Source organism: Geomonas subterranea, assembly GCF_019063845.1.
Taxonomy (GTDB): Bacteria; Desulfobacterota; Desulfuromonadia; order Geobacterales; family Geobacteraceae; genus Geomonas; species Geomonas subterranea.
Map to the genome: position 1 here is coordinate 2983287 of NZ_CP077683.1, position 26980 is coordinate 3010266.

Consider the following 26980-nt stretch of genomic DNA (forward strand, 5'->3'; position numbering starts at 1 on the left):
GCCTCGCGACGCCTTGACCGTGCCGCCTGCCGGATCAGGCGCTGGCCACGGGCTGCTGCAAGGCGTCACCGTCCTTTCCCGCGGCGGCAACTTTTGCCGGAGCGGCCGCCTGTGCGTTCAGGGTGGCGTGTGCCGCCGCGAGACGCGCGATGGGCACCCGGAACGGGGAGCAGGAAACGTAGTCGAGGCCGACCGAGTCGCAGAAGATGACCGAAGCCGGGTCGCCGCCGTGCTCGCCGCAGATGCCGAGCTTGATGTTGGGGCGGGTTGCGCGCCCCTTCTCGCAACCCATCCTGACCAGGGCGCCCACGCCGCTTTGGTCCAGGGTGACGAACGGGTCGTCCTCGAGGATGCCGTTCTCCACGTAGAAGGGGAGGAACTTGCCGGCGTCGTCGCGGGAGAGGCCGAAGGTGGTTTGGGTGAGGTCATTGGTGCCAAAGGAGAAGAAGTCGGCCTCGGTGGCGATGCTGTCGGCGGTGATGGCCGCGCGCGGCAGTTCTATCATGGTGCCGATCAGGTACTGCACCTTGACTCCGTAGCGCTTCTGCACGTCTTCGCAGACGGCGACCGCGTTGGCGCGCATGATGGCGAGCTCCTTGGTCACCGCCACCAGCGGGATCATGATCTCGGGGACGATCTGGAACCCTTCGTCCTTAACCAGCTCGCAGGCGGCCTCCATGATGGCCTGGACCTGCATGTCGTAGATCTCGGGGAAGGTGACGCCGAGGCGGCAGCCGCGGTGGCCGAGCATCGGGTTGAACTCGTGCAGGAACTCGACCTTGTGCTTCAGGGTCTGCACCGAGACTCCCATGGTGGCGGAGAGCGCCTCGATGTCCTTCTCCTCCTGGGGGAGGAACTCGTGCAGCGGCGGGTCGAGGAGGCGAATGGTGACCGGAAGCCCCTTCATCTCGCGGAAGAGCCCCTTGAAGTCCCCCTTCTGCATGGGGAGGATCTTGGCGAGCGCCTTCTTCCTCCCTTCGAGGTCGGCGGAAAGGATCATCTCGCGCACCGCGGCGATGCGGTCCGCCTCGAAGAACATGTGCTCGGTACGGCACAGGCCGATCCCCTCGGCGCCGAACTCGCGTGCGGTCTTGGCGTCGTGCGGGGTGTCGGCGTTCGCCCTGACTTTCATGCGGCGGAACTTGTCCACCCATGCCATGACGGTGGCGAAGTCGCCGCCGACGCCTGCGGCAACCATCGGGACCGCCCCCTTCATCACCTCGCCGGTGGAGCCGTCCAGGGTGATCACGTCACCTTTCTTGATGACGCTCCCGTCCCTGGCCACGAACTGTCCCGCCTGGTAGTCCACCTTGATGTCGCCGCAGCCGGCGACGCAGCACTTGCCCATGCCGCGGGCAACGACCGCCGCGTGCGAGGTCATGCCGCCGCGGGCGGTCAGGATCCCCTGGGCGGCGTGCATGCCGTGGATGTCCTCGGGGGAGGTCTCGACGCGCACCAGGATCACCTTGTGGCCGAGCTTGGCGGCACTCTCGGCCTCGTCGGCGGTAAAGACCACCTCGCCGGAGGCGGCACCCGGGGAGGCCGGGAGCCCCTTGGCGATCACGGTCTTATCAGCCTTGGGGTCAAGGGAGGGGTGCAGGAGCTGGTCGAGCTGGTTCGGCGCGACGCGCAGCACGGCCGTCTTCTCGTCGATGAGCCCTTCGCCCACCATGTCCACGGCGATCTTCAGGGCCGCCTTCGCGGTCCTCTTGCCGCTTCTGCACTGCAGCATGTAGAGGATCCCCTTCTCGATGGTGAACTCGATGTCCTGCATGTCCTTGTAGTGGCGCTCCAGGATGTCCCGGATCTGCACCAGCTGCTGGTAGCACTCGGGGAGCACCTCCTCCATGGAGGGGAGGTCGCCCGGCTTGTACTTGGCGCGGTTGATCGGCTGCGGGGTGCGGATGCCGGCGACGACGTCCTCACCCTGGGCGTTGACCAGGTACTCGCCGTAGAAGTAGTTCTCGCCGGTGGAGGGGTCGCGGGTGAAGGCGACGCCGGTGGCGCAGTCGTCCCCCATGTTGCCGAACACCATGGACTGCACGTTGACCGCGGTGCCCCACTCTGCCGGGATGTTGTTGAGCTTCCGGTAGGTGATGGCGCGCTGGTTCATCCAGGAGCCGAACACGGCGCCGATGGCGCCCCAGAGCTGCTGTTTCGGGTCCTCGGGGAATTCGACGCCCAGGGTCGCCCTGATCTTCGCCTTGAACTCTCCCACCAGTTCCTTCCAGTCGGAGGCCTTCAGGTCGGTGTCCAGGTGCACGCCGCGCGCTTCCTTCTTGCGCTCCAAAAGGTGCTCCAGCTCGTCCTTGTGCATCCCCATGACCACGTCGGAGTACATCTGCACGAAACGGCGGTAGGCGTCGTAGGCGAAGCGCTCGTCGCCGGACTGGGCGATGATCCCCTGCACCGTGATGTCGTTCAGGCCCAGGTTAAGTATGGTATCCATCATGCCCGGCATGGAGGCGCGGGCGCCGGAGCGGACCGAGACCAGGAGGGGGTTCTTGGCGTCGCCGAACTTCTTGCCCATGAGCCCCTCGACGCGGGCCAGGTTGGCCTCGACCTCGGCGGCCAGCGCGGCCGGGTACTGCTGGTTGTTCTTGTAGTACTCGGTGCAGACCTCCGTGGTGATGGTGAAACCCGCCGGGACCGGGAGACCGATGGCGGTCATCTCCGCCAAGTTGGCCCCCTTGCCACCCAGAAGTTCCTTCATTTTGGCGTTGCCGTCAGCCTTGCCCGCGCCAAAAAAGTAGACGTACTGCGTTCCCATGTGCACCCTCCTTAGACGTTGTTAATAAATTTGGAGCTTAAAGTATACACATAAACCGAAAAAGGCAAACAGCCGCCGGGAGTTGCACCCGGACGGCTGTTTACGTGAGCGTCAGATAAATCGTTGTGCTGCTGCGTGGGCCTGTTCCAGGGTGCTGCATCCCGGGTTCAGCTGTCGCAGTCTTTTCATGCCGACAACCTCGCGAAGTCCGCCAGGCTTCCGAAGAGCCGTGCGATCGAAGTCAAAAGCGCCAGGCGGTTGCCGCGCACCCGCTCGTCCTCCGCCATGACCATGACCTTGTCGAAGAAGAGGTCGACGGCGGGCTTCAGGGTGGCGATCTCGGTCAGGGCGGCGAGGTAGTCGGCGCCTGCGAGCGCGGCGTCGACCTTCTGCTTCGCCTGCTGCTGCGCCTCGTAGAGCGCCCCTTCGGCCGGCTCCTGGAAGAGCGCGGTCGCGACCGGGGTGTCCACCCCTTCCTTCACGATGTTGCCGACGCGCTTGAACGCGCCTGCCAGCGCTGCGAAGTCCTCGCGCTTCCTGAATTCTGCCAGCGCCTGGATCTTGGCGGCCGCCTCGACCAGGTCGTCGAAGGAGACCGAGACCACCGCGTCCACCACGTCGGAGGGGTAGCGGTCCGCCATCAGGTTCACGAAACGGCCGCGGAAGAAGTCGAGCACGTCCTGGTAGACCTGCTCCACCGGACGGGTCGCCTTCCCGGCCAAGAGGTCGAGGGATGCCTTGATCAGCCCGGAAAGGGGCTCGCGGTACTTCCGGTCCAGGATGATGTTGATGATCCCCAGGGCCGAGCGGCGCAGGGCGTAGGGGTCGGCCGAACCGGTGGGGATGAGCCCCACGCTGAAGCAGCCGCAGATGGTGTCGGTCTTGTCCGCCAGCGACACGAAGGCGCCGATGTCGGAGGCGGGGAGTTCGCCGCCTGCCTGGGTCGGGAGGTAGTGCTCGGCGATGGCGTTGGCAACCGCCGCGTCCTCGCCGTCGTGCAGCGCATACTCGCGCCCCATGATCCCCTGCACCTCGGGGAATTCCCCGACCATGCCGGAGACGAGGTCCGCCTTGCACAGGGTGGCGGCCCGGGCAGCCTTGTCGACCACTGCCGGGTTGTGCCGGGAGGCAAGTCCCTTGGCCAGTTCGCGGAAGCGCTCCATCTTCTCGTAGGAGGTGCCGAGCTTCGCCTGGTAGACCACGCTCTTCAGGCTCTCCACGCGGGACTCGAGCTTCACCTTGTGGTCCTCGTCGAAGAAGAAGCGGGCGTCGGAAAGGCGGGCCCGGAGGACACGTTCGTTCCCCTTCACCACCACCTGCGGGTCCTCGGTCAGGGTGTTGTTGATGGTGATGAAGCCCGGCAGGAGCCTCCCCTGGTCGTCCACCAGGGAGAAGTAGCGCTGGTGCTCGCGCATGGAGGTGATCAGCACCTCGCGCGGCACCACCAGGAAGTCGGGGGAGAAGGTGCCGTGCACCGCGGAGGGGTACTCGACCAGGAAGGAGACCTGCTCGAGGAGCGCCTCGTCGGGGAGCACGTTACCCTTGGCCTGGCGGGCCACCCGGTCGATCTCCTGGCGGATGATGGCCTTTCTCTTCTCGGGATCCGGGATCACGAAGTGGCGCTCGCACTCCTCGAGGTAGTGGGCCAGGTCGCGCACCGGGAAGGTGGTGTTGGCCATGAAGCGGTGCCCGCGCGAGGCGCTCCCGCTTTCGATGTTGCCGAAGGCGAAGGGAACTACCGTGCCGCCGTAGAGTGCCACGATCCAGTGGATGGGGCGGGCGAAGCGGACGTCGAAGTCGGCCCAGCGCATGGACTTCTTGAAGGGGATGTTGCCGATCAGGCGCGGCAGCATCTCGGGGAGGAGTTCGGCGGTGTCGCGCCCGACCTCACTCTTCACCGCGGCGAGGTACTCCCCCTTCGGGGTCATGACCACCTTAAGGTCGGCGACCTCCACACCCTGCCCCCGGGCGAAGCCCTGGGCGGCCTTGGTCGGGTTGCCGTCGGCGTCGTAGGCGGCGCTTTTGGCCGGTCCCATGGCGGTCAGTTCCGCGTCGGGCTGGCGCTCCGCCATCCCTTTCACCGCCAGCACCAGGCGGCGCGGGGTGCCGAGCGTCACGATCTCACCGAATTCGATGCGGGCCGTCTCCAGCTCGCGCTTCATGAGGGCTTCCATGTCGGCCATCGCCTTGGGGACGAAGCCGGCCGGAATCTCCTCGCAACCTATTTCGAGGAACAGATCCTTGGCCATTAGCGACCTCCTTTCAGGAGCGGGAAGCCGAGCCGCTCGCGCATCTGCAGGTACCCCTCGGCGCACAGGCGCGCCACGTTACGCACCTTGCCGATGTAGGAAGCGCGTTCGGTGACCGAGATGGCGCCGCGGGCGTCCAGGAGGTTGAAGGTGTGGGAGCATTTCATGACGTAGTCGTAGGCGGGGAGCACGAGCCCCTTCTCGACCAGGCGGACGCACTCCTTCTCGTACATCTTGAAGAGGCTGAGCAGCATGTCGACGTCGGCCTCCTCGAAGTTGTAGGTGGAGAACTCGACCTCGCTCTCGTGATGGATGTCGCCGTACTTGACCCCCTTGACCCACTCGAGGTCGTAGACGTTGTCCACGCCCTGCAGGTACATGGCGATCCTTTCGCAGCCGTAGGTGATCTCCGAGGAGACCGGCTTCAGGTCGATGCCGCCGGCCTGCTGGAAGTAGGTGAACTGGGTGATCTCCATGCCGTCCAGCCAGACCTCCCAGCCGAGCCCCCAGGCGCCCAGGGTCGGGGATTCCCAGTCGTCCTCGACGAAGCGGATGTCGTGCTTGTTCGGGTCGATGCCGAAGGCGCGCAGGGAGTCGAGGTAGAGGTCCAGGATGTTCATGGGCGAGGGCTTCATGATCACCTGGAACTGGTAGTAGTGCTGCAGGCGGTTCGGGTTCTCACCGTAGCGCCCGTCGGTGGGGCGCCGGGAGGGCTCCACGTAGGCCACTTTCCACGGCTCGGGCCCGAGCACGCGCAGGAAGGTGGCCGGGTTGAAGGTTCCCGCCCCTTTTTCCGTATCATAGGGTTGCTGGATTACGCACCCCTGTCCCGCCCAATACCCCTGCAGGGAGAGGATCAGATCCTGAAATGTCAACACGCCGCCTCCGATCAAATCGTATATTTCAAGTGGTGCAGCTTTTGGGATAAAAAAGTTTACTGTATCCAAACAGTTAGGCTCGCCAGATTACAACAGCGCACGCGGCGCTGTCAAGGAATATCACGGACAAAGAGGGCGAGAACAGGCGCGCGACGGGGCTTTAGGGAGAGGCACCGGGGAGTGTGCCGGGAAAAATCGGGTGAATTCTTCTGTTTACCGCCTGACACCATGACGGTAAACTTAACAAAAGGGAGTTACACCATGGGTGCGACCGAAGAAATCGTCATACTGGGATCGGGCTCCACCGCCTTCGCGGCGGCGCTCAGAGCCAAGGAACGCGGCGCCAGGTCCATCATGATCGAGCGGAGCGTTCTCGGGGGGACCTGCATCAACTGGGGCTGCATCCCGTCGAAGACCCTGATCCACTGCGCCCTGTTCCGGCACGAGGCCGAACTGGGCGAGCGGCTGGGGCTCGGGGTCAGGCGCGACGGCGTCGACTACCATACCCTGGACGGGCACAAGTTCGCGGTGGTGCAGGAACTGCGGCAGAAGAAATACCTGGACGTGCTGGCGCAGCTCCCGGAGCTGTCGCTCATCAAAGGGAAGGCGGTCTTCATCGCCCCCGGCACGGTGCAGGTTGAGGACCGGATCATTGAAAGCGGCCGCATCCTGATCGCCACCGGCGGCCACCCGCGCGTCCCGAGAATTCCGGGGTGGAGCACACCCCCTACCTGACCAGCAAGAGCGCGCTCCTCCTTAAAACCCTCCCGCAATCACTCACCGTCATCGGCGGCGGCGTCATCGCGCTGGAACTGGGGCAGATGTTTCACCGGCTGGGGGTTCCGGTCACCGTCCTGGAGAGCGGCCCCCGCGTGCTTCCGGCGGTGGAACCGGAACCGGCGCTGGCGCTGCAGCGTGTGCTGGAGGCAGAGGGGATGAGGGTGGTGGTGGGCGCCGCAGTCTGCTCGGTGGCGCGCGACGGGGGGGGAGTCCGGGTCGAGGCGCTGATCGACGGCGAGCCGCACCAGTTCTTCTCGCAGCAGCTCCTCCTGGCGGTGGGCACCGCCCCCGCCACGGAAGGGATCGGGCTGGAACGGGCCGGGGTGGAGTTGGACCCGCGCGGCTTCATCAAGGTCGACGGCGAGATGCGCACCACGGCGCCGGGGATCTGGGCGGCCGGCGACGTCACCGGCGGCATGCAGATCGCCACGGTGGGGGCGCGCGAGGGAATCGCCGCGGTGGACAACATGTTGCAGACCGGATGCCACTGCGAAGTGAACTACCAGACCCTCCCGATGGCCATATTCACCGATCCGGAAGTAGCCATGGTGGGCTACGGCGAGGAGGCCGCACGCCAGGCCGGATACGACGTGGAGAGCCAGACCATACCCGCCTCAGCCATCCCCAAGGCCCATGTCACCGGCGCGCTGGACGGCGCCGTCAAGATCGTCGCCGACCGCGTCACCGACCGCATCCTCGGCGTCCATCTCTGCCTGCATCGAGGCGCCGACATCATCAACGAGGCGGCGCTCGCCATCCGCTGCCGCATGACCGTCGCCGAGCTCGCCGACACCCTGCACGTCTACCCTTCCATGGGAGAGGGGCTGCGCCTGTGCGCCCAGGCCTTCCACCGCGACCTGACCCAACTTTCCTGCTGCGCCGAATAATCCCACAGCTGCGATTTACCACGGCGGGATACGGCACGTGCTCCGGCGGGCCTGGCGCCGGTCACGCCCTTGCCGTCATACCCGGGTCCGATGCCGCGGCTCCGCGTGGACGGCTCTCGCCGGGAGCTGCGTTGCCACACAGGTACCGCTCAAACCTCTGGTCATGACTACGGATGTGACGGAGCACGAGAGCACGCAGTTCATGGAGGCCTTGCCCACAGTGGCGGGAGCGGGACCATCGCCAGCAAAGACTGGCGATGGTCCCGCAAAGCAGATGATGATCCTGTTCGTGCTCCACCCACTCAGGGTAGCCGATCTCGCGCATAGCCCTGTTTTCCGACTCGGCCAAGTCAAGTGTATTGGCAAGGAGATGCTGGAGCCCCTTCCCGACTTTTTGCATCCGGCCATGGTCGGCGTCGGTGAGCAGACGGTCCAGCACGGCCACGACCTTGACGTACCTGCTGTCATGTCCGCACTCGATGTTCCGACTCGGTTGCCACTCCTGTTCGCTCACGTTTCCCGTCACCATTTGCCCACCGATGCGCGACGCCATCACCAGGTACCCCTCTACAACAGGTCGAAGGTCTTGCTCAGCTTCAACTCGACCCTGAACCCCTCGGAGGGGGTGTTGGCCTCGTACCAGCGCGCCATCGGGAACATCGCCGCCAAGCCCGCGGCGAATCCACCGGGCTTGTACTTGAACGCCACCTTCGGGCCGGCGTACCACTCGTTCTTCGAATCCTTCTGGTTCTTGCCGTTCTTCTCGCTCTGGTCATTCCAGTCGAACTGGGACTCCGCACCCAGGTCGAAATTGTTGTTCACGGCGTACCCCCAGGCGGTCGTGCTCCGGACGTACATGGGCTTGCGGTAGTCGTGGGATCCTTCGGTAAATGTGTAGACATGGACCTCCTGGTCCAGGCGGTGCGAGCCCGTCGAGTAGGTGAGACCGACCGCGCCGCCGGTGCCCCAGGCGCCGTTGCCCACGAAGTCGACGCTTTTGCTGCTGACATCCGTCGTCGGCACCACGAGGCCGACATCCACCGCCAGGTCGAACGGTGACCCCTTCGCCTGGTTCATGAGGACCTTGTGCAGGGCGATGGCGGTATCGCCGATCCACCCCAGGTGCTCTCCCCTGCCGGTCACCAGGTTCTTCTTGTAGACGTCATAGATGGGGGTTGCGGTGCGGACGTCGAGGCCCTCGGTGATGCCGTAGCGGAATTTCACCACCCCGACATTCTTGGTCAGCCTGACATTTTCGTTTACCTCGCTCCCCCCCTTACGGATTCCGTCGGTCTCGCAATACTGGTAGTTGAGCAGGACACCAAGCTTCCCCACCGGGAAACCGGTACCGGCAGGACCGAAGGCGGAGATGGCCGGCCCGAAAGGCAGCGGGACGGCAGGGGCGTCAGCGCCCCAGGAAAGCCCGGCACAGGTGCAAAGTGCCGCGAGGGAAAGCGGAATGATACGCTTGCTGAAATTCATGACGTGCTCCTTTGATCAGTGTCGCGTCGGTTGCTTACCGAACCGCGGTGAATAAGACGTTGTCCTGCGTATAAGGCACCAGCCTGATGCCTGCCTCTTTCGCCCTGGTCACCCCGCCGTCGAGGTTCGTTACGGAGGTGAAGCCGTGCTGCACCAGGTACCGGCTGACCTTGTCGGAACGATTCCCAGTCCTGCAGAGTATGGCGATCCTCTCGTTGGGGGTGACGTGTCGCTTCAGCTTCGCCATAAAGGCGTCGGCATCGTAACTCCTGTCCTCCCGGAAAAAGGTGAGGCCGAGGGTGCCCTTCACGACGCCGGTTTCCCGCCACTCCTTTTCCGTGCGGATGTCGATGATTTTCACCCCTGACGAAACAAGCTCCGGAGTCAGCGGGGCATAGCGAACCTGGCTGGCGGCTAGGGCAGCCAGGCTGCTGAGGATCAGGAGGGAGACGGTAAGTATCAGAATTTTCATGGTGATGTGCCTTTTCGCTTATCAATTCAGGCGCCGACCGGGAGCCATTGGTAGAGCGCGGTGCTCATGGTATTGAAGAGGCCCAAGAAGAGCAGGCTCCCCACGACCATGAGCAGCAGACCGGTGAAGAACTCCATCTTCCTGATATGCCCCCTGAAGCGTTTGAAGAAATCGAGAAAACCATGAAAGAGCAGGCCCGAGACGATGAAGGGAATACCCAGTCCCGCCGCGTAGCTCCCCAAGAGAAACATGCTCTTGCCGGCGGAACCGGAAGTGCCGGCGGCCATGGCGAGGATGGCGCCGAGGATCGGGCCGATGCAAGGGGTCCAGCCGGCGGCGAAGGCGATCCCGACGAGGAAGGTCCCCGCAACTCCGCTCGGTTTGCTATGCAGCTGGATTCTTTTGTCCCCGAGCAGGAGCCCGAAATGGAATAGGCCGGACATGTGGACGCCGAAGAGGAAGATCAGCACCCCGCCCGCGCGCTGCAGCCAGACCAGTCCGTCCTTCATGACCAACTGGAAGGTGGAGGAGGCAACCCCGGCGAGGGCCCCCATGCCGATGAAGACCGCGGAGAATCCGAGGACGAAGGCGACCGAATGGATGAGGACGGTCAGGCGCACCTTCCTCGCCGGATGGGCGTCCTGTAACTGCCCGAAGGAGAGCCCCGTGATGTAGGTGATGTAGGAGGGGATCAGCGGCAGCACGCAAGGAGAAAAGAAGGAGAGAAAGCCCGCCGAGAATGCGATCCAGAAGGTGATGTCCGAGCCGAAAAAGGTCATGACGGTCCCTCCGCTACAGCGACTTCAGATAACTGACGATTTGTGGGGAATCCCACGCGATCCCGCCGGTCACCCTTTGCCGCAGGACTCCCTTGCGGTCCACGATGAAGGTGTCGGGCAGGCGGTTTGCCCCGTACCGCTGCTGCACGAACCCGTTGGCGTCGCTGAGAAAATCGAAGGTGAACGGGAGCTTGCGAAACCTTTCCGGCACCTTTTTCTCGACGTTCACCGCGAGGACCACCAGGTCCCCCTTGGGGAAGGCCTTGACCAGCCGGTCCATGGAGGGCATCTCGTCGCGGCAGTAGGGGCACCAGGAAGCCCAGAAGTTCACGAGGACGATCTTGCCGCGGTACTGGGCGAGACTTTTGCTCTCGCCCGCGAGCGCGGGCAGCCTGAACTCCGGGGCCGGCGCGCCGATCCGGACCGGGGCGGTATCATCCTGGGCTTTGCCCGGCGCCGGCACGGCAAGTACCATCAGGGTCATAAGGCAGGCGCAGATGTAGCGGACCAATCGTTTCATGGTGACAACCTCTCTGATGCGTTTTCCCGGGCGGTGGAATCGTGCGGTGCCTCAGGCTGAAGGAGATCCTTCAACCTGAGGCGTTTTTGCAGGACGGTTACTTGGTGAAGGCCTTGTCCACGCTGAACGGCATGGCCTGGTAGCCGGTGGTGTCCTTCAGCTGGATCTCAACGGCAGGCTCTTTGGAGCCGTAGTTGAACTCCATGATGTAGGGGTTCGGGTCGCTCTTGAACGCACCGGTGGTGATGTCGAAATCGGCGCCGGCTGTTGCCGAGTAGACGAACACGGAGTCCTTGTCGGTCTGGTATTCGGTGAGTGAGGTCACCGGGCTGTACCAGCCGTTGCCGCGCTCTTTGCCGAACTCCCAGACCTGCTCGATGGTCATCTTCTTCTGGTCGATCTTGTAGATGACGGCGCGCGAGTACTTCATGCTCGGCAGGGCCGGCTGCTCCATGCCGCGGCTGTCGCCGTTGTCGAAGACGCTCAGGTAGAGGATGTCGCCCTTGGACTTGCTGTCGATCTTGAACGCGGTGTGCTGCGTCCAGGTCCAGTCGAAACCACCCTCGTCGTTCTCGTAACCGGGGCACTTGGAGCCGCCGGCCTCGCATACGATCTTGTTCCCCTTGGAGTCAACCGGGGTCAGGAACTTGCCCTGGTATTCCTTCTTCCACCCCTCGGGGCTGCCGAGAATCCACTTCACCTGCTTGTCGCGGCCGATCTTCACGACCGCCGACTGGTGGCGGGAGCTGATGATGATGGAGTCGTCCTCGGCGTCATGGTCGACGCTGTTCACGTGCGCCCAGTTCCTGCCCGGTCCGACGCCGACGATGTCGCCGAACTTGTCGCTTGCGTCCTGCTTGGCGAGTTCCTCGGCGGTCATGGTGTGGCCTGCCTTGCTGGCGTCGATGTTGAGGCACACAGCCCCCTGGTCGAGAACCTTCATGTTGACGTCGCGATATGGGTCGAGGATGTCGAAGAGGCGCCACTCGTCCTTGACCAGGCCTGTTGCCGGTTCCACCTCGATGATAACGTCGCGCACGGTGCGGACGTTCCTGCCGTCGGCCCGCTTCAGGTTGGAGCTCGCCACGCGGAGGAAGTAGTTGCCGTTGGGGGAGTTGTCCATGGAGTGGGAGAAGTCGTTGTAACCGGCGGGCAGCTCGCGGTTGAAGACTTCCTTGCCCATGATGTCGTACTTCACGTAGCGCTGGCCGAAGCCCCAGCTCATGGCGCCGTCGTTGTTCTGCTTGAAGCCCATCATGACGCCGGCGTTGTAGATCGATTTCAGGTCATAGATGGTATCGGCCTTCATGTACCAGCGGACTTCACCCTTGGTGTCGACGATGAAGTTCTGCGGATAGTAGTTCCACTCCAGGGCGCCGCCGGTGGGGTTGTTCCAGACCGCCCTGGTTCCTTTGCCCGCCTTGTGCAGGAAGTTGTTCACGAAATAGAGCCGGTCGCTGAACTTCTTGTCGACCTTCTTGACCTCGGCCCCGGAGAAGAGGGCCGCCTTCAGCGTCTTGGTCGCGTTCGGCTCCGAGTACACGGGAGGGGCGTAGAGGGTGTAGCTTTCCTTGGCCTGCTCCCATTTCCCGTTGAACAGCTTGGAATATTCGATCTCCACCGTGTTGACATAGTCGGCGTAGAGGCCAAATACCGGGATACCGCCGTGGGTCAGCAGGTGCTTGTTGGCGACCTGGTACTTGATTTCCTGCCCGTCTTTTTTCGGGACGATGCGGACCGTGACATCCTTGATGACGTAGCCGCCATTTTTGATGACCGCGGTCAACGGGGCGAGGTCATAGGGGTTCATGACCACCTCGCCCAGTTTCCCCTGTACCTGGTAGTCGACTTTCGCGCCGCTCGCCCCACCGATTGCGAAAGCCATGGTCGGGATTGCAGCTCCGAGCATCGCAGAGCACAAAACGAGTCGCGCCATTCTTCCGGTTTTCACTGCTGCTGCTTTTCGACAGTTCATACTGTTCTCCTTTTGTCGTTTGGTGAGGCGGACATGCCGCCTTTCCGGGAACTTTGTCGTTATGCCAATCTGCCGGGGCATGTGGAGCTTGCATCCTGCGTTGCAGCCTGGCGCTTGCACACCAGTGTCACGACCCAGCAGGCCGCCGCCACCACCAGGAAGAGGAGGATGACGCCGAAGGTGATGACCGTGCACTGCGCCATGTTCCCGAAGTGGGCGGGGGGCCAGAGGTACCACCCGTCGGCATAGAAGTCGGTGATCGCCTTCTGCATGGAGCTCAGTTGGACTCCGTCGGGAATGATGGGATTGTCGTAACCGCAGTCGCCCGTCGGCTTGAACCATTCCGGAGACCACTTGTCCAGCGGCAGGTGGAACGGGAAGGTCGGCTCCGGGGAGCACCCCTGCACGCCGAAGAGGTCGTCGCTGTGGGCGGCGTGGTGGATCTTGTTGAGCTTTATGCTGTAGAGGACCCCTTTGAAGCTTCCCCAGATGGCGCACAGGTAGCCGACGATCTTCAAGCCCGGGTTCGAGGGGTTGATGGCGGCAACGATGCCGCCGAAGGCCATGGCGAAGAAGGCGAGCCTTATGTAGACGCACTGTTCGCAGGGTCTCATGTAGAGCCAGATCTGGAACACGGAGTGGGCAAGGATGACCATGAACAGGCTGAGCACCGCCATGAACACCCAGAGAAACCGTTTGTCCTGCCACTGGCTGATGGTTCGTACCGGGTCCGACCTCAAGTTGCCTATCATTTCTGAGAGTTTCACGACGAGTCTCCTTATTTGGTCTTCAACTCGTTGATGAGCTTAACCATGCCGTCTATCGAGGTGATGCTCTTGGTCATGATGAGGTACTTTCCGTTGACGACGAAGCCCGGTACGCCCTGGACCTTGGCGACGTCATAGGATGCATCCCACTCTTTGAGCAGCGCCTTTACCTGGGGGTCGTTCTTCGCCTTGTCGAACTCGGCCTTCGTCATGCCGACTGCGTCGAGACCGGTCTTAAGGTAGGCATCGGGGCCCGCATCCCAACGCTCTTTCTTGTCGTGGTAGGCGGTGTAGTAGGCCATCTTGGCCTTTTTTAGCAGGGACTTTTCGGTGTAGAGATCGCGGTCGGAGAGGCCGGCCTTCTGGTCTTTGAGCAGCAGCACGGCAAAGAGTTCGCTTCCCTGGACGCCGTACTTGCCCTTGGTCTTCAGATGGAAGGGGCGGAACTTCAGGTCGCCCGGCAGCTTCGGTACAAGGTTCGGAGTGATCTTCTTGTCGTACTTGTAGCAGAAGGGGCAGTCGTAGCTGAACACCTTGATCAACGTCCCCTGGGCGTTCGGGATCGGCTTGGCCAGCTTGACGTAGTCGGTCCCCTCGGTGAAGGCGAAGCTGGTGCCGGCGAGAAGGGCTACCAGTGCGAAACTCTTGACGATAATTTTGACGAATCTGAACATGATCTCTCTCCTTTGTAGCGTATGGTTGTTACTGCTGATCCTGGCCTCGTTTCCTCTCCGTTGACGGTCGATGCGATGTGCCCCTCCTTTCTCGTGATGCCGGCTGGTGCAGTATGGTCCCTTTTGGGGAGCTAAAATGAACTTACGGTGGACTTTCAGGTGCAATATGCATTTATTTCATTTTTCTAGTTTGTATTTATATCACAATTCGTTTTTAGTTTATTTAACAAAACCAAAAGCCGAGTGTCAAGCGATTTTTTACAACTTTTTTTCAAGCAGGCGCCTATGCCCTCTGCCTCAACGGTCTTCGTCTGCTGGCGAGGGGGCAAGCACTGGCTGTCTCAGCCAAGGAAAATGCATAGTTATGAGTGGAATCACACGTAAGTTATGAGGACGCAGGCACACACCAGTGACATCGTGGCAGCAAGATAAGGCGGGCTTAGTGAGCGAGATATGGGGGGCGCAGGGTGATTGTGAAAGATTTGCCACTTTTTGGTTTACATATTTTGTTATACTGAAGTAAACTAAACTGGCTTTTTAGGGCGGGGCCGGCGCAGAGGGAAACCGGGTCTACATGCCACGGAGACCGGCGCATCATCGGGAGCACAGAGTATGGAGGAGGGACGACACCGTGAAAAGGTTCCTGGAAGCCAGCAAGAAGCGCATCGTCATAGTCACCTACGTCCTGCTCTTCTGCATGTTCTGCTTCTTCTCACTGATGGATCTGCAAAAGAGGACCTCCGATTACGCCTACTTCGCCAACAAGATCAACAGTTTCATCAAGAATGCGCACGACAGCGAGTCCGAGTACCTCTGCTCGCGGCTGGTCAACTACGTAACCGCGATCGCAAAGGAGAAGCAGTTCGCCGAGTTGCTGAAAGCAGGCGATGCGGAGTCGCTCCAGAAGGTCGCCGAGCCGGTATTCCAGGATTTCGGGAAACGGTACGTTCCGGTCATTTCGGTGCTGATCTATGACGGTAGCGGAAACCTTAAGTTTCACATGACCCCGCCGTCCATCGCACATGACCCTTCCACGTTCAGGCCGAGCGTCAGCAAAGAGGTCTTTGCCACCAGGAAATACACCTACGGCTATGAGACCAATATCGTCCCCCTCTACTTCTGCACGGTTCTTCCGGTGCGGGACGCTCTTGCCAATGTGGTCGGCACCATCGAGATAGGGGTAGACGTCTCCTTTTTCCACTACAACCTCAAATGGTTTTTCAGCGACGTCAGGACGGCCATCTTCTCGAAGGGAAGGCTGATCGACTCCAACAGCGGATACAAAACTGATTCCGCCGAGTTCGTGTATGACTACTACCGGAAGCTGAAAGCCAACGACGCCGTATTCTTCAGCCAGTTCAAAGACAGAATCGATTTCAGGCGGACCAGAAACGACATTCAAATGGGAGACAGGTATTACCTGGTCAGCACCTCACAGGTACTGCGCGACAACGGGGGGCGCGAGGTCGGAAAGTACCTGGTTGCCTACGACATGACCGAACTGCGGCGCCGTCACTGGGGCTATTTCTACGTCTGGCTGCTCTTCTTCGCCATTACCGCGTCCGTCATGCTGTGCATCAACCTGGTCGGGTTCAGAAAGTACGAGCGCATCATCACCGAACAGGGAAACATGCTGGCCCAGCGCTCCAAACAGTGCGCCCTGGGGGAAATGCTGGGGCATATCGGGCATCAATGGCGGCAGCCGCTCTACAACCTGTCGCTGATCGTTCAGAATATCGGGCTGCAGAACCAGTTCGGCAAACTGGACGACGCCCTGCTCAACAACCAGATCACGCAGGCGAACCAGAACATTCAATACATGTCGAACATCATAGATGACTGGCGCTCGCTGCTGATGTCGGGGAGCAGCCGGACCGTGATCGAACTTCAAGCATCCGTCGAGCGGGCCATCGCGATGGTGGCGCCGGTCATGGAGCAGAGCCGGGTCACCATTGAGAACCGGATCACTTCGCCGGTGCACACCATGGGCTTTGTGAACGACCTGGTGCAACTGACCATCAACGTGCTGTTGAATGCCCGCGATCAGCTGACCCTGGTGCCGGGTGACCGCCTCATCGTGCTTTCCTGCCGGGAGGAGGCGGGGGACCTGGTGACAGTCACCTTCCAGGACAACGGCGGCGGGATTCCGGATCATCTGCTCAAACGCATTTTCGAGCCCTATGTCACCACCAAGGACAAGGCGGACGGCACGGGACTGGGACTGTATCTGTGCCAACAGATCGTGGGGAATCTCGACCAGGGGAAGGTCTGGGCGGAGAACAGGTCCTTTGAACTACGGGGAGAAACGCGGTATGGCGCCTGCATCTGCCTGCAGTTCGCCAGAACAAACGAAGGAGGTAAATGATATGAACGTCACCGCCTTGCAACAGATGACGGTGCTCTTTGTGGACGACGAGGAGACTGCGCGGGAGCAGATGAAAATGGTCCTGAGCAGTTTCTGCAAAAACACGATCTGCGTGGGTAGCGCCGACCAGGCCCTGCAGGCGCTGGAAGAGCATCCTCCCGACATCGTCCTTACCGACATCCGCATGCCGGGGCTCTCCGGCCTTGAACTGCTGAGTGCCATAAAGCAGAAAGATCCGGCAGTTGCGGTAGTCATGGTTTCGGCCCATTCAGAGTCGGAGTACCTGCTCGATGCCTTTCGCTACAAGGCTGACGGCTACCTTTTGAAGCCGTTCAACTTCCACGACCTGCTGGAGCTCCTCTCCGATTTAGCTACCAGGAAGGTAACCGCCGGGAAAGAGTCGAACAACGGGCCGGAGAAGAAGGACTTCGTACTTAAGATACTCAACACCCTCGGCGGGAGACGGGCCGAGATCATGGAGTACGTCCTTAACCACCTTGACGCCGACAACATGTTCCATGGCACCTATGACGAGGTCGCCGAGGCGCTCAGCGCCAGCAAGCCGACCGTCGTCGCGACCTTCCAGATCATGCTGGAAAAGAACGTGCTGACCCGGATCAAGTACGGTACGTACCGGATGAACATGGATGTTTCGCTGTAACTCCCCTACCGTGCCCCCCCGGTCCGGCCGGTTCCCGGCCAGGATTCGGCGTGAGGCGCCGGAAGCCCCAGCGCTGGAAAGCTGGGGCGGCGGGCGGCAACCGCGGGAGGATCTCCTCCCCCGCAACGCCTCTTGACAAGAATCTCATGAAGGAATACCATGCATCCGCGTTCGGTGCCGCACCTGCGCGGCACGATCCGCCGGTGAGTACTTCTGTGCAATGAGTAATGAGCGAGGGGAAATGTCGATGGCGGCTGAAGTTCTTTTCGTGGATGACAACAAGCTGATCTTGCAAGCCTCCGTCGACCTGTTCCGGTCGCAGGGGATCGAACTCCTCACCGCGACCAACGCGGCCCAAGCCCTCGAGCTGTTCCGGCAGCACGAAATCGCCGTGGTGGTCTCCGACAACCGGATGCCCGGGATGTCCGGGCTTGACTTTCTGACCGAGTTGCGCCGGCTCTCGCCGGACACCGTCAAGGTGCTCATCTCCGCCTACGTCGACCTCGCCACGGCGCTTGCCGCCATCAACACCTCCGAGGTGTTCCGTTACCTGCTGAAACCATGGAAACCGCAGGAGATCCTGGACGTGGTGCAGGAGGGGCTCAGACGGTACCGGACCGTGCAGGCCATGAGGCGGGAGGACGAGGCGGTGCTCCGCTCCCTGGCCCAGACCATCGAGCTCAAGGACCCCAACACCAAGGGGCACTGCGACCGCGTGGCGGTTTACGCTCTCCTGATCGCCGAGGCGATGGGGCTCTCCAAGGATACCCTGCGCCAGATCAAGTACGGCAGCTGGCTGCACGACTGCGGCAAAATCGGCATCTCGGAGTTGATCCTCAACGGCAGCGGGCGCCTCAACGAGGATGAATTCAAGACCATGAAGCTGCACACCGACTGGGGGGCGGACCTGGCGGAAAAGGCGAGGCTTTCGGAGCTTGCCAAGAACATCATCCGCCACCATCACGAGAAGTACGACGGGACCGGCTATCCCCTGGGGCTCAAGGGGGAGGCGATCCCGCTGGAAGCGCGCATCGTGGCGGTCGCCGACGTCTACGACGCCCTCACCACGGACCGCTCCTACCGTGGCAGGTTCCCCGAGGGTGAGGCCCGGGAGATGGTCCGCTCGATGAGCGGCGCAGCGCTCGACCCCGGCATCGTCGAGGTCTTCCTCGAGGTGGTCCCGGCGGCAGGCCCCCTCCCCTCTTCAGAGGAGGTGCTCGGCGAGATGCCGCCTGGCGAAGCCCCCAAAAAGCGCCCCAACCTCACTCTCGTTCGCGCCCTCGCCTAGGGCGCCTCATCTCCCCCCGGCGGGAAACCATCTCCGCACCACGAAACTCCTCGCCCCGGCGCTCCCTTTCGGGAAGCTGTCCGCGGGCTTTCTTGTTTTCATGATCTGCCTGACGAGCTCGAGCCGGGGCGTGATCATGACTCCGCTTGGCTTCCCGCCGCACCCCATCCTGCTTTCGATGATGGAATTCTCGTCCAGGACCACCATCACGTGCCCGTTCCAGACCAGGAGGTCGAGCGGCCGGAGCTTGGCCGCTATGGCTTCGGCGGAGAGCCCCGCCACCGCGACAGCCTCGCCGTAGCCGATGAGGGTCGAGGTGTTCCTGGGGGTGAAGCCGTCGGTCGCCTGGTAGAGAAGCCCTGAGCAGTCCACGCCGGAAAGCGGGTCCCCCTGCGGGTAGTACCTGCGCAGAAGCGGAACGCCGTCCTTCACGTTACCGCCCCACACGTACGGCTTTCCGAGCGCCGCCAAAAGTCGTTTCTGTATCTCTACCTGTTCTGGCAGATGCGGGCGGCGCTCCTGCGCGGCAGGGCCTGCCGCCTCGACGAAACGGGCATCGACGAACAACCCCGTTTTGGAGGGATAGGGATAATCGCTGCTGGTCACCCGCAGCACCTTGACGCCGTTTTGCTCCTGCTCCCCCTCTACGCTGAAGAGGGTTCCCGGCAGGGCGACGAACTCGATCGGGCGCACCCCGCGGCAGGGGTCGAGCTGCACCTTGCCGCTGAAGCTGCCGGCGAAATCGGGGGTATTGAGGACCGGGGCGTAGGAGACGACGACCACCTTTTTGGGGGAGGCGCCGGAGGCGGTACGGTTGGAGAGGGGGATGATGATCAGGGCCAGGGCTATAACTGCGAGAAGAAGAGTCTTCATGACCTACCTCGTGACAGGACCGGCGGGAGGGGCTAGGAGCCGGAGCCCGGCCGGCGGCAAGTGCGGCCGATGCCGCAGGTTGTGGCGCGGACCTAACCGCGATCAGTCGGCGAAGGCGGCCGGAAGCGGCAGCAGGCGCACCTCCGTTCCCTTCAAAAGCGGCAGCGCGAGCCGGATCCCCTTGGGCTCATTGCCGTTGCCGTGCACCAGGATGAAGCTGCCGCGGCGGGGCTGCTCCCCCTTGGCGAGCCATGCGTCGGCGCCGACCGGGACCAGGGAGAGCTCCGCCAAAAGGTTCATGGTGGCGCCGTCGGAGACCAGGCCCGGGAAGCGGAAGAAGGGAGAGGGGACCAGGCCGCGCGCGAGGAGCTCCTGCTCCAGCTGCAGCACCTCGGAGCGAAGGTCGGTCCCCGGCGCCAACAGGAAGTTGCCCGCCAGCGGCACCTTCGGGTCGTAGTGGTGATGCCAGGAATGGTTCACCCAGGTCACCGCCAGCCTCCCCGCAGCAACCTCGCCTTTGAGGTAGGCGACCTCCTCCGGGTGGCTCTCCAGCCAGAGCCCGGTCACCATCACCGCCACGGGAACCGCCTTCCCCGGGGAGAGCGCCGCAGCGGTCTCGAACAGTTCGCGCTCGAAGGGGCGTTTCGAGGGGCAGAGATCGACGGTAAGAAAGAAGCCGCCGGCAGCGGTTTCGGCGCGGGTGGCGCCGCCGTTTTGCAGCCGGTACGGGGGTGCGGTGTAGCGTTTCACGGCGCGTCCCAGGCGGGTGCCCCAGAAGCCTCCCTCCCCCTCCGCCCGTGGGACCAGTTCCGCCGCCGGGAGATCGAAGCTCTGCAGGGTGGCGGGATCCACCACCAGCCGGTGCGGCACCCCCTCCTCATTGAAGCTCCTGATGGCCCACAGCCGGCGCCCGGAGCGGTCCGCGACCGGCTCGCGCAGGGAGCGGTACCCGGTGATCTTTTGGGCGTGGGCAGCGTCGGGGGCGGCGATCAGCAACGGAAGGATCAAAAGCAGGGAGTAAAAAAGACGCATGGCGGTCTCGACGGGTGGCCGCCGGGTGTGGCGCTAGGCCAGCACCGAGCGGAGCGCGGCGTCGATCTTGTCGACGTCGACGCGGGTGTTGAAGCAGGGGCCGAAGGGGCGATCGTTGAGCACCCCGATCACCGGGAGGGGGTAGCAGTCCTTGATCCCGGAGGTGAGGTCACGCTCGCAGGCGACGGCCAGGACCAGCTTGGGGCGCTTCTCGATGATCACCTTGCGCGCCAGGGTGCCGCCGGTCGCCACCGAGATGTCGACGCTGTACTTGCGCGCCAGGTCGGCGAGCCCCATGATGTCGCAGCGGCCGCAGCGCAGGCACTTGTCGATCTCGCCGGTGACCTTGATCTCGCACTCGGCGAGCTGCAGGCAGTGGGGGAGCAGGATGAGGATCCGGTCCGCCTTGATCTTCAGGCGCTGCGAAATCACCAGTGAGTTGTTCATGGCCACGAACGACTGGCGGATGGTGTCCTTGGAGAGACCGCAGAGCTTGCCGATCTGCTCGATGAGCGGGAGCAGGAACTTGATCACCACGCCGCGCATGAACCTGGTGCCGAGGATGTCCTTGCCGAGCGCCGTGGTGAGCACCAGCAGCGCTGTCCCGAGCACCGCGATGCCGGAGAGGACGGCGAAAACCATCCCCACCACGCGCGGCAGCTCCGGGTGGATGTTGGCCAGCCCCATGGTGGGAATGTACCACCCCAGGTAGATGAGCCCCACGACCAGGAGGCAGGTCACCCCCATGAGGGCCACGAAGAGCCGCTTCTGGGGCGGCTTCTGGTACGCCCCCTTACGCCCCAACGGCGCAATCCTTCCTGCCCAGCAGCGAGCCTGCCGGCACCTTGTAGCCGGCGAGGAAATCCCCCGCCGCCATCCGCTTCTTCCCTTCCAGCTGCAGCTCGCGGATGAGGAGGCTCCCCTCGCCGCAGGCGACCTCGATGCCGTCGCGGCCGGCGGCAACCACCTCGCCGGGGTTACCCGTTCCGGCGGCGGTCTGCACCTTGTACACCTTCAACAGCTTGTCGTCGAGGAAGCTGAAGGCGCCGGGCCACGGGGTCATGCCGCGCACCTGGTTCTTGATGTCCTGGGCGCTCCTGGTCCAGTTGATGAGGCCGTCTTCCTTCTTCATCATGGGGGCGTAGCAGGTGAGCGAGTCGTCCTGTTTCTCCGGGGTCAGCTCTCCGGCCACCAGGCGGTCCAGGGTCTGGGCCAGGAGCTCCGCTCCGAGCTGCGACATGCGGTCGTGCAGGCTCTGGGTATCCTCGTCCGGATCGATGGGGGTCGCGCTTTTAAGGAGCATGTCGCCGGTGTCGAGCCCCACGTCCATCATCATGGTGGTGACCCCGGTCTCGGCCTCGCCGTTGATGATGCACCAGTTGAGCGGCGCGGCGCCGCGGTAGCGCGGCAAAAGCGAGGCGTGCACGTTGATGCAGCCATGTTTCGGGATCTCCAGGAGCGCCTTGGGGAGGATCTGTCCGAAGGCGACCACGACGATCAGGTCCGGCTGAAGGGCGCGGATCTCCTCGATGGACTCGGGGAGGCGCACCTTGACCGGCTGCAGCACGGGGATGCCGTGCTCCTGGGCCACCACCTTCACCGGCGGCGGCAGGGTCTGCTGCCCCCTCCCCTTGGGACGGTCGGGCTGGGTGACCACGGCCACCACGTTTTCACCGCGCTCGATGAGGGTGCGCAGGGTCGGGCAGGCGAATTCGGGAGTTCCCATGAAGATGATGCGCAAACCGGTCATCGAAGCTGCTCCTTTGCCTCTTCCTGGGCGCGCTGGTAGCGCTTGCGGAAGATCCCCTTCTTGAGCGGGGAGAGGTGGTCTATGAAGAGGACGCCGTCCAGGTGGTCGATCTCGTGCTGGAACGCGATGGCCAGCAGGTCATCGGCGCGGATCACCACCTCCTCGCCCTCAAGGTTCAGCATCTTCACCACGACGCGGGCGTGACGCCGCACGTTGGCAGAGAACTTGGGCACCGACAGGCACCCCTCCTCCTCGTAGGCCTCCCCCTCGGCGTGAACGATCTCGGGGTTGATGGCGACGATCAGCTCGGGGCTCTCGTCCTTGCACGAGACATCGATCACCACGATGCGCTGGTGCACCCCGATCTGGGGGGCGGCAAGGCCGACGCCGGGGGCGTCGTACATGGTCTCGGCCATGTCCCGCACCAGTTCGCGGGTCTTGTCGGTGATCACGGTAACCGGCAGGGAGCGTTTTTTGAGCTCCGGGTCCGGATAGGTCAATATTTTTCGTACCATAAGTCCTTCCTTTGGCTTTGAGGCTATCCGGGTCACTATACTAAAGTTATCAGGGAAAAATCAACGACATACTCATGAGGGAGGCGGCGCGCCGGGGACGCCGGCCGGGGACGCCGCGCGTCAAAATCCCGCCATCACGGGAGCCAAAGTCAAAATCACGACGGTCAAAAAAACCGCGTCCGCCGCACCTGGTCCAGCGATTTCGCATGGTTAGCCGGAGGGAACGTCTCTTGCTTGTCCCACTCTTCGACAGGCAGCGGGAGGACAACATGAAGCAGCAGATAATGGCAGCACCGACAGCACTCAACGCGGGAAAAATCCTAGCCCCGGCACCCCTTCTTATAGCCGCCCTGCCGCACCTCCCGGCCCGGGGGCGCGCCGACTCCCCGTCCCGCGTGCCGGCCAGACACCCGCGCCGCCTGTGGGGGCGCGAGGACGGCTTCACCATGGCGGCACCCCGCTAGCACGCCGAAAGGGGGTCCAGCGGGACCGCGCCGCTAGCGCCCCGTCACCAGCCTCCGCCCCATGAGACGCGCCCGCGTCAAGACCCGTTGTCCCGCCCCCTGGCGCTCTTCACGCGCCGCCAGCCCCACGAAGATGGTCCCCGTGCAACTTGCCCCCAGCAGTTCCGCGCTCTGCCGAAGCGTTTTCACGACCGGCGTGAACAGCCGCGCCAGGAAGCCAGGCGCCGCGCTGGCCGCCACGAGCACCGCCCGCCGGGGTTTCTCCCGGCTGCGGACCTTCGGCGCCGGGACGCCCCAGGGCCAGTAGGCGTAGCAGACCAGCCGCTCTACGAAGCGCTTGGTGAGCGCGGTGACCGACCCGAAGTTGGTCGGCGAGGCGAGCACCAGCGCCTGGCATCCCTCCACCAGGTCGAGCACCCGCGCCATCTCGTCGGCGACGGGGCAGATGCCGCGCGCGCCTCCGGGGCTCTGGGTGCAGAGCCGGCAGTTGGTACAGAACTCCACGTGCGTGTCCAGGAGGTAGATCTTTTGCACCTGGGCGCCGGCCTGGGCGGCGCCGGCCAGGACCTCGTCGACCACCTGGTCGACCATCCCCCCCTTGCGGTAACTCCCCACGATGGCGACCACCTTCACTGCGTCATCCATAACGCCTCCGACAGCCCGCCTGCCCGTGGCACCCCTGCTCACGGCGGCGCCCTCCCCCCTGCCCCTCTCCCGGAGGGCGAAGGGGAAAGCGACCGGCGGCAAGGACTACTTACTTTGATTCCGCATCCGGCGCCGCCTGTTCGGCCCGCACCTTGCGCTCCAGTTTCCTTCTGCGGCGCCCCCCCAGGAAGGATTCCTCGATCACGATGAAAACGAACAGCACGATGAAAAGGGCGAAGATGACGCCCAGAATCTTGAACAGCAGGGTCATGTTGCGCTCACTCCTTACGGTTCCCGTCTAGCCCGGGGAGCCCGGACCGGCGGCTACTATACCCATCCCGCGCGCCCTGTCAAGGCAAACCCGCTAGCCGTTGCCGGTCAGCTTCTTCCAGCCGCTGCCGGCCAGCTCCAGCACCCCGTCCATGGTGCGGCGGTAGAACCGCTTGACCGGGATGCGGTTCACGAGGATCTCCTCGCCGCTCCGCTCAAGGCTCACCGGCTCCCCCGATTTCAGCTGCACGATGTCGCGGTAGTGCTCCCCCCCGACGCCGAAGAGGAAGGAATAGCGCTGGCCGTGGGCCAGGCAGGAGACGATCAGGACGATCCCTTCCGGGTCGCCGCTCTTGAAGTCGAAGCGGGTGGTGGCGGCGACGAAGCGCCCCTGCACCGGCTCGCCATTTAAGAGTTCGTTCACGGTCAGGTTCTTCGGTTTCATGCGGCCAAGCGGGGGAAGTCCCCACGGCGAGAGCTCGGGGCGTGGGCGCTGGCGGTAGTGGCTGGTGCGCTCCAGAAGGGTCACCACGTTGTTGTTGATAGGACCGCCGATGGAGTGGGCGAGCCCCATCTGGAAACGTCCGCCGGTGATCAGGCGGTGGTTCTCCACGATCTGGATCATCCCCGTGGCCCCCAGCGGATGGCCGCGCCCCTTGAGACCGCCGGTCACGTTGGTGGGGAAGCTGCCGAATTCGCCGGTCAGCTCGTCGTTTAAAAGCGCCTCGAGGATGCGGCGGCGCGGCACGAAGCCCAGGTCCACCATGTTGATGGGGCCAAAGCCGTTGAAGGGGTCGTGCATGTTCACGTGGATCTTGCCGGCGAAGTCGGTGATCTTCCTGATCCCGGCCATGGCGTAGGCCTCGGCGGCCGCGCGCACCGTGGCGGGGAAGCTGTGGAAGTAGGGGCGGTCGGCGATGGTGGGGATGTCGGTGGCGCTCCCGACCCCGGAGACGATCACCTCGTGCGGCGTCGCCGAAAGGAGCACCGCGGCCACGCCGTCGGACATGGGGCAGAAGTCATGGTAGCGCAAAGGCCACCAGTAGCGGTAGTTCTTGCCGGTGACGATCTGGCGGTAGTACTCCTCCAGCGGGATCTCAAAGGAGAGGTGGGCATCGGGGTTTTTGGCGGCGAAGCGGTGCGCGCGCTGGGTCAACAGCGCCGAGAAGGCGGTCCACTCCTCCGTGGACAGTTTGAGCCGCTCGATCAGCGAGCGCGCCACCAGCGCGCCGCAGGCGGGCATCGAGAGGCCGAACTCGGCCTCGTCCCTGTCGATCACGCCGGCCACGATGCGGGTCGCCTGCCCGGTGGAGACGTCGCTCATCTTCTGGATGCCGATGGCGAGGACGTGGTCGCAGCGCCCCGAGGCGATCTGCAGGTAGGCGTACTCGAGGGCCGAGGCGCCGGAGGAGGAGGCCGTGTCGATCAGCACCGACTTGGCGCCGGAGATGCCGAGCACGCCGGCGATCTTGGCCGCGGTGTTGTCCACGCCGGAGAAGGCGACCGGGTTTTGGCACCCCACCACGACGGCGCCGACGTCGCCGCGACGGATGCGGCTCCCGGCGAAGACCTCCCCCGCCTTTTCGGCCATCTGCAGAAAGCTCAGCGACTCACGCTCACGGCCGTTGTAGCGCCCCACCGGCGCCGCGTACGAGGAGGCGACGTAGACCTCCCTGGGTTTGAATTTCTGCGTCACGGATCCCTCCTGCAAGGGGCGTCCCGCCGCCGTGCGGCATTGAATAGCCTTGCCAGCGCCCGCCCACTCTGCTATGTATTAGAACGCTGTCACAACATATCACTCAAGGCGGTTTTCATGGTAGAGAAAATTAAGAATATTGTTGTATTTGTCAAGGACATCAAGGCCGCGCGCCGTTTTTACCGGGAGCAGCTGGGCCTGCCCGCCGGGCAGGAGACCGAGTACATGATGGAGTTCCTCCCGGGCGAGGGGACGGCGCTCGGTATCTCTTTGGCCATGCACGAGGCGGCGCAGAAGCTGGTCGGTCGCCACACCGGGATCACCTTCACGGTCAAAGGGCTCGAGGAACTCTACGCCCGGCTGACCCGGGAGGGGGTGCGCTTCACCGAGCCCCTGGAGAAGAGCCCGTGGGGGAAAATGGCGGTTGTCGCGGACCCGGACGGCAACGAGTTTGCCCTGGTGGAGATGTGAGAAGGTTTTTGATGACGGCGCTGCTGCTTCTAAGCGCCGGCACGGCGGCCCTGGGCGCCCTCCCCGCGCCGCGCCCCTACAGCGGCTGCGGCGTCCTCATCCTGAAAAAGGGGGCGGGGTGGCACCCCGATAGCCTCGCGCTGTACCAGGAGCCCGGGGTGCGGCGGGTCGCCGAGACGACGCCCGGCGCGCTGCCGCGTCTCTCCGGGGACGACGCGGAGCCGCTTCTGGCGGCGAGCGAACGGCGCGGCGGCTGGGTCAGGGTGGCGCTGGACGACGCGGGACGCCAGGGGTGGCTCGAAAAGGCCCGCGGCTGGGAGTACCGCGAGTGGCGCGACTTCCTCCCCGGGCGCACGGTGCGGCTCCTCCCCGGCCTGAAGAAGGAGTGGTACCAGCTGCGGCTGTCACCCGGCGGGGAGGCGAGCCCCGCGCCGCCGCTCTCCCGGGACCGGGAAGTGCGGGTCGTGGAGGTGGCGCAGGAGTGGGCCAGGATAGAGGCTCCGGCCGGGTGGCTGCGCTGGCGCGACCCCGACGGCAGGCTCACCGTCTCCCTCAAGTGAGACGGTGAAAATAGAAAAAGCATTGACATTGCTATCCCTGCATGTTATTTGAGGCGTCATGTATACTAACAACGTTACATCACGTGGCACCGTCCACGCGGCAGCAGCGGCCAGACCCTTTTAGAGCCGCCACTGCTGATTAGAAAATTTGATTTCT

At 63.5% G+C, this 26980-nt stretch carries 24 protein-coding genes and 1 pseudogene; 7 read left to right on the forward strand and 18 right to left on the reverse strand.

All coding sequences use genetic code 11. The features are described 5' to 3' along the window. Nucleotides 1-34: 34 nt before the first annotated feature. From ppdK to glyQ, 3 genes are all read right to left on the reverse strand, one after another. Nucleotides 35-2770: a pyruvate, phosphate dikinase gene (gene ppdK / locus KP001_RS12950; protein WP_217286048.1), complete on the reverse strand. Its 2736-nt coding sequence runs from the start codon at nt 2768-2770 to the stop codon at nt 35-37. Nucleotides 2771-2955: 185 nt separating this feature from the next. After that, nucleotides 2956-5019, reverse strand: a complete 2064-nt coding sequence (gene glyS / locus KP001_RS12955) for a glycine--tRNA ligase subunit beta (RefSeq protein WP_217286049.1) — start codon at nt 5017-5019, stop codon at nt 2956-2958. Continuing rightward, nucleotides 5019-5894: a glycine--tRNA ligase subunit alpha gene (glyQ, locus tag KP001_RS12960; protein WP_224961782.1), complete on the reverse strand. Its 876-nt coding sequence runs from the start codon at nt 5892-5894 to the stop codon at nt 5019-5021. The genes glyS and glyQ overlap by 1 nt, the downstream gene beginning before the upstream one ends. Before the next feature lie 264 nt (nt 5895-6158). On the opposite strand from glyQ, the pseudogene merA reads away from it, so the two are divergent. Continuing rightward, a pseudogene (gene merA / locus KP001_RS12965) lies at nt 6159-7564 on the forward strand (mercury(II) reductase). Between the two features lie 567 nt (nt 7565-8131). Here merA and KP001_RS12970 read toward each other — a convergent pair. From KP001_RS12970 to KP001_RS13000, 7 genes are all read right to left on the reverse strand, one after another. After that, nucleotides 8132-9046: a transporter gene (locus tag KP001_RS12970; protein WP_217286051.1), complete on the reverse strand. Its 915-nt coding sequence runs from the start codon at nt 9044-9046 to the stop codon at nt 8132-8134. 34 nt (nt 9047-9080) lie between these two features. Next, entirely contained in the window at nt 9081-9518 is a 438-nt protein-coding gene (locus KP001_RS12975) for a rhodanese-like domain-containing protein (protein WP_217286052.1), read from the reverse strand. Nucleotides 9519-9544: 26 nt separating this feature from the next. Then, complete coding sequence (locus KP001_RS12980) at nt 9545-10297, reverse strand: cytochrome c biogenesis CcdA family protein (protein WP_217286053.1); 753 nt, start codon at nt 10295-10297, stop codon at nt 9545-9547. A gap of 13 nt (nt 10298-10310) precedes the next feature. Beyond that, a complete protein-coding gene (locus tag KP001_RS12985; RefSeq protein WP_217286054.1) occupies nt 10311-10817 on the reverse strand; it encodes a TlpA disulfide reductase family protein in 507 nt (168 codons plus the stop codon). Between the two features lie 97 nt (nt 10818-10914). Beyond that, nucleotides 10915-12702 carry an aryl-sulfate sulfotransferase gene (locus KP001_RS12990; protein ID WP_224961398.1) on the reverse strand — a complete coding sequence of 596 codons (1788 nt, stop codon included), beginning with the start codon at nt 12700-12702 and terminating at the stop codon, nt 10915-10917. Nucleotides 12703-12851: 149 nt separating this feature from the next. Beyond that, complete coding sequence (gene dsbI, locus KP001_RS12995) at nt 12852-13559, reverse strand: protein-disulfide oxidoreductase DsbI (protein WP_217286055.1); 708 nt, start codon at nt 13557-13559, stop codon at nt 12852-12854. 11 nt (nt 13560-13570) lie between these two features. After that, nucleotides 13571-14233: a thiol:disulfide interchange protein DsbA/DsbL gene (locus KP001_RS13000; protein WP_239027773.1), complete on the reverse strand. Its 663-nt coding sequence runs from the start codon at nt 14231-14233 to the stop codon at nt 13571-13573. A gap of 631 nt (nt 14234-14864) precedes the next feature. On the opposite strand from KP001_RS13000, the gene KP001_RS13005 reads away from it, so the two are divergent. The 3 genes from KP001_RS13005 to KP001_RS13015 all read left to right on the forward strand — a co-directional run bounded on the left by KP001_RS13005 (nt 14865) and on the right by KP001_RS13015 (nt 18547). Continuing rightward, nucleotides 14865-16598: a sensor histidine kinase gene (locus KP001_RS13005; RefSeq protein WP_217286056.1), complete on the forward strand. Its 1734-nt coding sequence runs from the start codon at nt 14865-14867 to the stop codon at nt 16596-16598. Nucleotide 16599: 1 nt separating this feature from the next. Further along, nucleotides 16600-17259, forward strand: coding sequence for a response regulator (locus KP001_RS13010; protein WP_217286057.1), 660 nt, complete (start codon nt 16600-16602; stop codon nt 17257-17259). A 247-nt stretch (nt 17260-17506) separates the two neighbouring features. Further along, complete coding sequence (locus KP001_RS13015) at nt 17507-18547, forward strand: HD domain-containing phosphohydrolase (RefSeq protein ID WP_217286058.1); 1041 nt, start codon at nt 17507-17509, stop codon at nt 18545-18547. 6 nt (nt 18548-18553) lie between these two features. Here KP001_RS13015 and KP001_RS13020 read toward each other — a convergent pair whose 3' ends face one another. The 5 genes from KP001_RS13020 to def form a co-directional block, all read right to left on the reverse strand. After that, a complete protein-coding gene (locus tag KP001_RS13020) occupies nt 18554-19420 on the reverse strand; it encodes an NlpC/P60 family protein (protein WP_217286059.1) in 867 nt (288 codons plus the stop codon). Between the two features lie 102 nt (nt 19421-19522). Beyond that, nucleotides 19523-20452, reverse strand: coding sequence for a polysaccharide deacetylase family protein (locus KP001_RS13025; protein ID WP_217286060.1), 930 nt, complete (start codon nt 20450-20452; stop codon nt 19523-19525). A 33-nt stretch (nt 20453-20485) separates the two neighbouring features. After that, the gene (locus KP001_RS13030; RefSeq protein ID WP_224961409.1) at nt 20486-21256 is read right to left on the reverse strand and encodes a DUF116 domain-containing protein; all 771 of its coding nucleotides are present in this window, start codon (nt 21254-21256) and stop codon (nt 20486-20488) included. Further along, nucleotides 21246-22202 (reverse strand): methionyl-tRNA formyltransferase, encoded by a 957-nt coding sequence (gene fmt, locus KP001_RS13035; protein WP_217286061.1) that lies wholly within the window; start codon nt 22200-22202, stop codon nt 21246-21248. The genes KP001_RS13030 and fmt overlap by 11 nt, the downstream gene beginning before the upstream one ends. Next, complete coding sequence (gene def, locus KP001_RS13040) at nt 22199-22717, reverse strand: peptide deformylase (protein WP_217286062.1); 519 nt, start codon at nt 22715-22717, stop codon at nt 22199-22201. The genes fmt and def overlap by 4 nt, the downstream gene beginning before the upstream one ends. 269 nt (nt 22718-22986) lie before the next feature. Between def and KP001_RS13045 the strand changes: the two genes are divergently transcribed. Further along, nucleotides 22987-23181: a hypothetical protein gene (locus tag KP001_RS13045; protein ID WP_217286063.1), complete on the forward strand. Its 195-nt coding sequence runs from the start codon at nt 22987-22989 to the stop codon at nt 23179-23181. Nucleotides 23182-23214: 33 nt separating this feature from the next. Here KP001_RS13045 and KP001_RS13050 read toward each other — a convergent pair whose 3' ends face one another. The 3 genes from KP001_RS13050 to KP001_RS13060 all read right to left on the reverse strand — a co-directional run bounded on the left by KP001_RS13050 (nt 23215) and on the right by KP001_RS13060 (nt 25792). Continuing rightward, the gene (locus KP001_RS13050; protein ID WP_217286064.1) at nt 23215-23826 is read right to left on the reverse strand and encodes a flavodoxin family protein; all 612 of its coding nucleotides are present in this window, start codon (nt 23824-23826) and stop codon (nt 23215-23217) included. Between the two features lie 109 nt (nt 23827-23935). Continuing rightward, entirely contained in the window at nt 23936-24097 is a 162-nt protein-coding gene (locus KP001_RS13055) for a hypothetical protein (RefSeq protein WP_217286065.1), read from the reverse strand. A 93-nt stretch (nt 24098-24190) separates the two neighbouring features. Next, nucleotides 24191-25792 (reverse strand): thiolase family protein, encoded by a 1602-nt coding sequence (locus KP001_RS13060; RefSeq protein WP_217286066.1) that lies wholly within the window; start codon nt 25790-25792, stop codon nt 24191-24193. Nucleotides 25793-25909: 117 nt separating this feature from the next. Between KP001_RS13060 and KP001_RS13065 the strand changes: the two genes are divergently transcribed. Beyond that, nucleotides 25910-26263, forward strand: coding sequence for a VOC family protein (locus KP001_RS13065; protein WP_217286067.1), 354 nt, complete (start codon nt 25910-25912; stop codon nt 26261-26263). 11 nt (nt 26264-26274) lie between these two features. Next, the gene (locus KP001_RS13070; protein ID WP_239027774.1) at nt 26275-26823 is read left to right on the forward strand and encodes an SH3 domain-containing protein; all 549 of its coding nucleotides are present in this window, start codon (nt 26275-26277) and stop codon (nt 26821-26823) included. Nucleotides 26824-26980 lie beyond the last annotated feature (157 nt).

Bases quoted from the DNA above. Each gene is read 5' to 3' on its own strand.
- KP001_RS13065 (WP_217286067.1), top strand. From the start codon at position 25,910: ATGGTAGAGAAAATTAAGAATATTGTTGTATTTGTCAAGGACATCAAG.
- glyS (WP_217286049.1), bottom strand. From the start codon at position 5,019: ATGGCCAAGGATCTGTTCCTCGAAATAGGTTGCGAGGAGATTCCGGCC.
- KP001_RS13055 (WP_217286065.1), bottom strand. From the start codon at position 24,097: ATGACCCTGCTGTTCAAGATTCTGGGCGTCATCTTCGCCCTTTTCATC.
- fmt (WP_217286061.1), bottom strand. From the start codon at position 22,202: ATGACCGGTTTGCGCATCATCTTCATGGGAACTCCCGAATTCGCCTGC.
- KP001_RS13045 (WP_217286063.1), top strand. From the start codon at position 22,987: ATGAAGCAGCAGATAATGGCAGCACCGACAGCACTCAACGCGGGAAAA.
- KP001_RS13050 (WP_217286064.1), bottom strand. From the start codon at position 23,826: ATGGATGACGCAGTGAAGGTGGTCGCCATCGTGGGGAGTTACCGCAAG.
- KP001_RS12980 (WP_217286053.1), bottom strand. From the start codon at position 10,297: ATGACCTTTTTCGGCTCGGACATCACCTTCTGGATCGCATTCTCGGCG.
- KP001_RS13000 (WP_239027773.1), bottom strand. From the start codon at position 14,233: ATGTTCAGATTCGTCAAAATTATCGTCAAGAGTTTCGCACTGGTAGCC.
- KP001_RS13025 (WP_217286060.1), bottom strand. From the start codon at position 20,452: ATGCGTCTTTTTTACTCCCTGCTTTTGATCCTTCCGTTGCTGATCGCC.
- KP001_RS13070 (WP_239027774.1), top strand. From the start codon at position 26,275: ATGACGGCGCTGCTGCTTCTAAGCGCCGGCACGGCGGCCCTGGGCGCC.
- KP001_RS12975 (WP_217286052.1), bottom strand. From the start codon at position 9,518: ATGAAAATTCTGATACTTACCGTCTCCCTCCTGATCCTCAGCAGCCTG.
- KP001_RS13010 (WP_217286057.1), top strand. From the start codon at position 16,600: ATGAACGTCACCGCCTTGCAACAGATGACGGTGCTCTTTGTGGACGAC.
- KP001_RS13020 (WP_217286059.1), bottom strand. From the start codon at position 19,420: ATGAAGACTCTTCTTCTCGCAGTTATAGCCCTGGCCCTGATCATCATC.
- KP001_RS12990 (WP_224961398.1), bottom strand. From the start codon at position 12,702: ATGGCTTTCGCAATCGGTGGGGCGAGCGGCGCGAAAGTCGACTACCAG.
- ppdK (WP_217286048.1), bottom strand. From the start codon at position 2,770: ATGGGAACGCAGTACGTCTACTTTTTTGGCGCGGGCAAGGCTGACGGC.
- KP001_RS12985 (WP_217286054.1), bottom strand. From the start codon at position 10,817: ATGAAACGATTGGTCCGCTACATCTGCGCCTGCCTTATGACCCTGATG.
- KP001_RS13015 (WP_217286058.1), top strand. From the start codon at position 17,507: ATGGCGGCTGAAGTTCTTTTCGTGGATGACAACAAGCTGATCTTGCAA.
- KP001_RS12970 (WP_217286051.1), bottom strand. From the start codon at position 9,046: ATGAATTTCAGCAAGCGTATCATTCCGCTTTCCCTCGCGGCACTTTGC.
- def (WP_217286062.1), bottom strand. From the start codon at position 22,717: ATGGTACGAAAAATATTGACCTATCCGGACCCGGAGCTCAAAAAACGC.